This window comes from Micromonospora globispora (assembly GCF_003857015.1).
In the GTDB taxonomy this organism is placed as follows: Bacteria; Actinomycetota; Actinomycetes; order Mycobacteriales; family Micromonosporaceae; genus Micromonospora; species Micromonospora globispora.
This window is the reverse complement of record NZ_QGGF01000059.1, coordinates 1-5536: the sequence shown is the minus strand read 5'-3', so window position 1 is coordinate 5536 and position 5536 is coordinate 1. Positions and strand designations below refer to the sequence as shown.

Sequence of the window (5536 nt, the reverse complement as noted above, 5' to 3'; positions counted from 1 at the left end):
CCGGGTCACCCGCGCCCGGGGCGCTGCCGGCGGCCGACGCGGGAAGGGTCGGCGCCGGCCGGGCCGGGGTCAACGCGGGTTGCCCGGTGGACTGGATCACCACCGGGCCGACGGAGGGTGTCGGGATGAACGGCGTGCTGGTGTCCGGCAGGGCGGTACGGCCCACCGTGCCCGAGCCCGCGCTGATAGCGGCGAGGATCGGCATGGAGGCGGTCCCGGCGAGCAACGCGACCGTGAAGAGGTAGCCCCGGTTGGGGCCGCGGAGGCCGTCGGCGCGGTGCGCCCCGATCAGCCTCGGGTAGCCACCGTGCGAGGCCGTGCGGTGGCGGCCGAGGAGGGGAGCACCGGGACCATCGGCTGGCTCGGACACCGGATCACTCCTCGTCGTCGAAGAACCGGCAGAGGCGTCGGCGGATCGCCGCCGGGCCTAAAAGGACAAAGGACGCGAAACGCTCAACGGACACCAGTCAGCTTGGACCAGTTACGCTCAGTTCACCAGTCGATACAGCGTGTCGACACACACTTTGTCCGTCGCCACCAGATTCCCTGGCACAAACATCACCATGCGTCGCGAAGTGGACGGAACCCGGCCCTGGGGTGGGCCGTACTGTGGGCCCGCTCACCTCCTCTGCCATCATTCAGGCACGACGGCAACGCAGCCGCTCCTCCGCGCACCCCGCGGCTGGTGCGGAACGGCGCCGGCGCTCCCGAACCGGGTTCGCCCCATGAATCCGGCTCACGCCGCGCGGCAACCCTCACCGGGGCTAGGCGCGGCCGCCAGGGACCAGCTCGGCACCAGCCGGGCGGCGCAGGATTTGCGCGGCACGGGTCACCCCCCGGCGCTGACGCAGAACGACAGGGAGAGACGGATGGCAAAGGGCGACCCCGGGGTCACCACCCGCGGCCGGCGGGCCGCACCCCGTTCCAAGCGAGCCGCCACGGCGGGCGACCCGGAACTCGTACAACTGCTCACGCCCGAGGGCGAGCGGATCGAGAGCGCGATCGGCCCGGACGGGACCGAGTACCGCGCGGACTTCACCGACGAGGAGTACCGCGGGCTCTACCGCGACCTCGTGCTGGTGCGGAAGCTCGACGCCGAGGCGACAGCGCTGCAGCGGCAGGGCGAGCTGGGCCTCTGGGCCAGCCTGCTGGGCCAGGAGGCCGCGCAGGTCGGCTCCGGGCGCGCGCTGCGTACCCAGGACATGGCCTTCCCGACCTACCGGGAGCACGGCGTCCTCTACTGCCGGGGCATCGACCCGATCATGCCGCTGGGCCTGTTCCGCGGCGTCGACCAGGGCGGTTGGGACCCGAACGAGTTCAAGTTCAACATGTACACGATCGTCATCGGGGCGCAGACCCTGCACGCGACCGGGTACGCCATGGGCGTCGCGATGGACGGCAAGACCGGCAGCGACGACGGCGAGGCGGTGATCGCCTACTTCGGTGACGGCGCCACCAGCCAGGGCGACGTCAACGAGTCGTTCGTCTGGGCCAGCGTCTTCAACGCCCCGCTGGTGTTCTTCTGCCAGAACAACCAGTACGCCATCTCCGAGCCGCTGGAGCGGCAGACCCGCGTCCCGCTGTACCAGCGGGCGGGCGGCTTCGGCTTCCCCGGCGTCCGGGTGGACGGCAACGACGTGCTCGCCTCGTACGCGGTCACCCGCCACGCGCTGGACAACGCACGGCACGGCCAGGGCCCGAGCCTGATCGAGGCGTACACCTACCGGATGGGTGCGCACACCACCTCCGACGACCCGACCCGGTACCGGATCGCCAGCGAGGTCGAGGCCTGGCAGGCCAAGGACCCGATCGCCCGGATGAAGGCGTTCCTGACCAGGCAGCAGATCGCCGACGAGTCGTTCTTCGCCGAGGTCGACGAGCAGGCCCGCGCCGAGTCGGTGCACCTGCGCGAGCGGGTGTTGAACATGCCGAACCCGGAGCCGGTGAGCATGTTCGACCACGTCTACCCCAACGGGTCCCCAGAGCTCGACGAGCAGCGGGCCCAGTTCGCCAAGTACATGGAGTCGTTCGAGGGGAGCGCCCACTGATGGCCACGGAGACGCTCACCCTCGGCAAGGCCCTCAACACCGGCCTGCGCAAGGCCCTCGAGAACGACCCCAAGGTCGTCATCATGGGCGAGGACGTCGGCAAGCTCGGCGGCGTCTTCCGGATCACCGACGGGCTGCAGAAGGACTTCGGCGACCAGCGGGTGATCGACACCCCGCTCGCCGAGTCCGGCATCATCGGCACCGCGGTCGGCCTCGCCATCCGCGGCTTCCGCCCGGTCTGCGAGATCCAGTTCGACGGCTTCGTCTACCCCGCGTACGACCAGATCGTGTCGCAGGTGGCGAAGATGCACTACCGCTCGCAGGGCAAGGTCCGGATCCCGATGGTCATCCGGATTCCGTACGGCGGCGGCATCGGCGCGGTCGAGCACCACTCCGAGTCGCCCGAGGCGTACTTCTCGCACACCGCCGGCCTGAAGGTGGTGACCTGCGCGAACCCGCAGGACGCCTACTGGATGATCCAGCAGGCGATCGCCTCGGACGACCCGATCGTCTTCCTGGAGCCGAAGCGGCGTTACTGGGAGAAGGGCCCGGTCGAGCTGGACGCCCCGCTCGCCGAGGCGTACCCGCTGCACGCCTCGCGGGTCGTCCGGCCGGGCACCGACGCCACGGTGCTGGCGTACGGGCCGATGGTGCGGACCGCCCTGGACGCGGCCACCGCCGCCGCCGAGGACGGCCGGGAGCTGGAGGTCATCGACCTGCGCACGCTCTCCCCGCTGGACCTGACCGCGGCGTACGAGTCGGTGAAGCGCACCGGCCGCTGCGTGGTGGTCCACGAGGCCCCGGGCAACCTGGGCCTGGGCTCCGAGATCGCGGCCCGGATCACCGAGGAGTGCTTCTACTCCCTGGAGTCCCCGGTGCTGCGGGTGACCGGCTTCGACACCCCCTACCCGGCCGCCCGGGTGGAGGAGGAGTACCTGCCCGACCTCGACCGGGTGCTCGACGCCGTCGACCGCACCTTCGGCTGGTGAGCGGCATGTCGCGGATCAAGGAGTTCAACCTCCCCGACCTGGGCGAGGGCCTGACCGAGGGCGAGATCCTCGCCTGGCTGGTCAAGGTGGGCGACGTCATCGAGCTGAACCAGCCGATCGTCGAGGTGGAGACGGCCAAGGCGGCCGTCGAGATCCCGGCGAAGTGGGCCGGCCAGGTGCAGGCGATCTTCCACCCGGAGGGTGCCACGGTCGAGGTCGGCACGCCGATCATCGCCATCGACACCGACCCGGGCGCCGGGCCGATCGAGGAATCGACGACCGGTGCGCCGGCCGCCGACCTCCCCACCCCGTCGGCCGCCTCCCTGGCGGCGGTCGAGATCGCGCCCGAGGAGGGCATGGTCGAGCCCGGCCTGATCGGCGGTGCCGCCCCGGGTGGGCGTACCGCCGTGCTGGTCGGCTACGGCCCGCGGACCACCGCGGCCAAGCGTCGGCCCCGCAAGGGCGCGGCTCCGGTGCCGGCCCAGGGAGCCACCTCCGCCCCGGCGGTCAACGGCACCGGGCGCACCGGCGGGCTGGTGCTGGCCAAGCCGCCGGTCCGCAAGCTCGCCAAGGACCTCGGCGTCGACCTCTCCACGCTGACCGGCTCGGGCCCGCTGGGCTCGATCACCCGGGAGGACGTACAGCGAGCGGCGAGTGCGACCCCGGCGGCGGCCGAACCGCTGACGGTGTCGCCTGCGGCCCCGGCGGCCGCGAGCTTCGGCGCGGACCGCGAGCAGCGCATCCCGGTCAAGGGGGTACGCAAGCTCACGGCCGAGAACATGTCCCGCTCGGCGTTCACCGCCCCGCACGTGACGGAGTTCCTGACCGTCGACGTGACCCGGGCGATGAAGGCGCTGGACCGGCTGCGGGAGCGGCGGGAGTGGCGCGACGTCCGGGTCTCGCCGCTGCTGCTGGTCGCCAAGGCGGTGCTGCTGGCGGTCAAGCGGTACCCGATGGTCAACTCGACCTGGGCCGGCGACGAGATCGTGGTCAAGGACTACGTCAACCTGGGCATCGCGGCGGCCACCGAGCGCGGCCTCATCGTGCCGAACATCAAGGACGCCGGCCGGCTCTCGCTGCGCGAGCTGGCGGACGCGATGACCGCGCTGGTCCAGACGGCGAAGACGGGGAAGACCTCCCCGGCCGACATGTCCGGCGGCACGCTGACGATCACCAACGTGGGCGTCTTCGGGGTCGACACCGGTACCCCGATCCTGCCCCCGGGCGAGTCGGCGATCCTGGCCTTCGGCGCGGTACGCGAGATGCCGTGGGTGCACAAGGGCAAGGTCAAGCCGCGCCTGGTCACCACGCTCGGCCTCTCGTTCGACCACCGGATCATCGACGGTGAGCTGGGCTCGAAGTTCCTGCGGGACGTCGGGGACTTCCTCGCCGATCCGGAGGCGGCGCTGCTCGCCTGGACCTGACCGTCCACGAACACCAGCCACGGCCGGTGTGCCTCGGGTGAACGCCCGGCACACCGGCCGTTGCCGTTGGGCGAAGAAATCGTAGGTCAGGTTGGGCTCTTGACCTACGATCCTTAGGTCCGTGGTTCAGCTCACCTAATAATCGATGGAAGTTAGCGGCGTTCTGCGGTTCAATAGAGACATCAAGGGGCTGACAACCGAATAGCCAGGAGGAGAGACCCAGATGAGCATGATCGAGCGAATCCGCAACCGCCGCGACGCCAACCGCCGCGCCCGCGCCATCGAGCACGCGCTGCGTTCCGCCAACTCGCCCGCGGTCCGCGAGGAGCTTCTCGCCATCGCCCAGCGTCACATGAGCTGACGCTCCCTTACTTTCCTCACCTCCTCCAGTTCGAAGACCCGCCCGGACAACCGGGCGGGTCTTCGGCGTTTCACATCGATCGGCACCGGGATTCCACCTCGCCGCACCGCCCGGTACGGTGGGGCACGGTCGCCACCCACCCGCCCCCGGGGCAGATCGCGCCGATAGAAGCCGATCGACACCACTCGGCCACGGTGAGTGACGACCGGTGCTCCCCGGACATCCCCGGGCGGCCACCGGATACGGTGCGGGGAGCGCGCACGGCCGGTACCCGCCGGCGACGCCGGCAACCATGCCGACGGTCTCCGATCGGCATCGGCGGCCGACATGTGATGGAGGAGGCGCACCCATGACGTCCGAGGCCCCCCACCGCCCTGGCCAGGAGCCGGGCGAGGTGCCACCGGGCGCCGGCGGACCGACGCCGTACGGCGACCGCTCGGCCCAGCAGGACAACGGGTATCCCGGCGCCCCCGACCTGGGTTGGGCAACGCCTCCGCCCGCGGGGCAGCCGGGCCAGCCGGCCCCCACCTGGGCCGCGCAAGACGAGCAGCCGCCCGCGCCCACCTGGGCTCAGCAAGGCGGACAGCCGCCGACCACCGCCACCTGGGGTGCCGCCCAGGTGCCGCAGGAGGCCGAAGCGGCCGGTTGGGCCACCCCCGGTGGCTCGTCCCAGCCGACCTGGGCCGCGCAGGAGCAGTCCGGTCCCGCGTGGGC

5 protein-coding genes and 1 pseudogene are annotated in these 5536 nt (G+C 71.5%); 5 read left to right on the top strand and 1 reads right to left on the bottom strand.

What is annotated here, in order from left to right; genetic code table 11:
- The coding region (locus DKL51_RS34660) for a hypothetical protein (protein ID WP_221623114.1) at nucleotides 1-370 on the bottom strand (370 nt) is incomplete at its 3' end.
- Nucleotides 371-869: 499 nt separating this feature from the next.
- On the opposite strand from DKL51_RS34660, the gene pdhA reads away from it, so the two are divergent.
- The 5 genes and pseudogenes from pdhA to DKL51_RS01750 form a co-directional block, all read left to right on the top strand.
- Complete coding sequence (pdhA, locus tag DKL51_RS01765; protein WP_109964275.1) at nucleotides 870-2048, top strand: pyruvate dehydrogenase (acetyl-transferring) E1 component subunit alpha; 1179 nt, start codon at nucleotides 870-872, stop codon at nucleotides 2046-2048.
- Nucleotides 2048-3037 (top strand): alpha-ketoacid dehydrogenase subunit beta, encoded by a 990-nt coding sequence (locus DKL51_RS01760; RefSeq protein WP_109948256.1) that lies wholly within the window; start codon nucleotides 2048-2050, stop codon nucleotides 3035-3037. Before pdhA ends, DKL51_RS01760 begins: the two co-directional genes overlap by 1 nt.
- Nucleotides 3038-3042: 5 nt before the next feature.
- Nucleotides 3043-4461, top strand: a complete 1419-nt coding sequence (locus tag DKL51_RS01755; protein ID WP_124811656.1) for a dihydrolipoamide acetyltransferase family protein — start codon at nucleotides 3043-3045, stop codon at nucleotides 4459-4461.
- A 223-nt stretch (nucleotides 4462-4684) separates the two neighbouring features.
- Nucleotides 4685-4822 (top strand): hypothetical protein, encoded by a 138-nt coding sequence (locus DKL51_RS34655; RefSeq protein WP_165823299.1) that lies wholly within the window; start codon nucleotides 4685-4687, stop codon nucleotides 4820-4822.
- Nucleotides 4823-5171: 349 nt separating this feature from the next.
- Nucleotides 5172-5536: pseudogene (locus DKL51_RS01750) on the top strand (LppU/SCO3897 family protein); the annotation flags it as partial.

Bases quoted from the DNA above. Each gene is read 5' to 3' on its own strand.
- pdhA (WP_109964275.1), top strand. From the start codon at position 870: ATGGCAAAGGGCGACCCCGGGGTCACCACCCGCGGCCGGCGGGCCGCA.
- DKL51_RS01755 (WP_124811656.1), top strand. From the start codon at position 3,043: ATGTCGCGGATCAAGGAGTTCAACCTCCCCGACCTGGGCGAGGGCCTG.
- DKL51_RS34655 (WP_165823299.1), top strand. From the start codon at position 4,685: ATGAGCATGATCGAGCGAATCCGCAACCGCCGCGACGCCAACCGCCGC.
- DKL51_RS01760 (WP_109948256.1), top strand. From the start codon at position 2,048: ATGGCCACGGAGACGCTCACCCTCGGCAAGGCCCTCAACACCGGCCTG.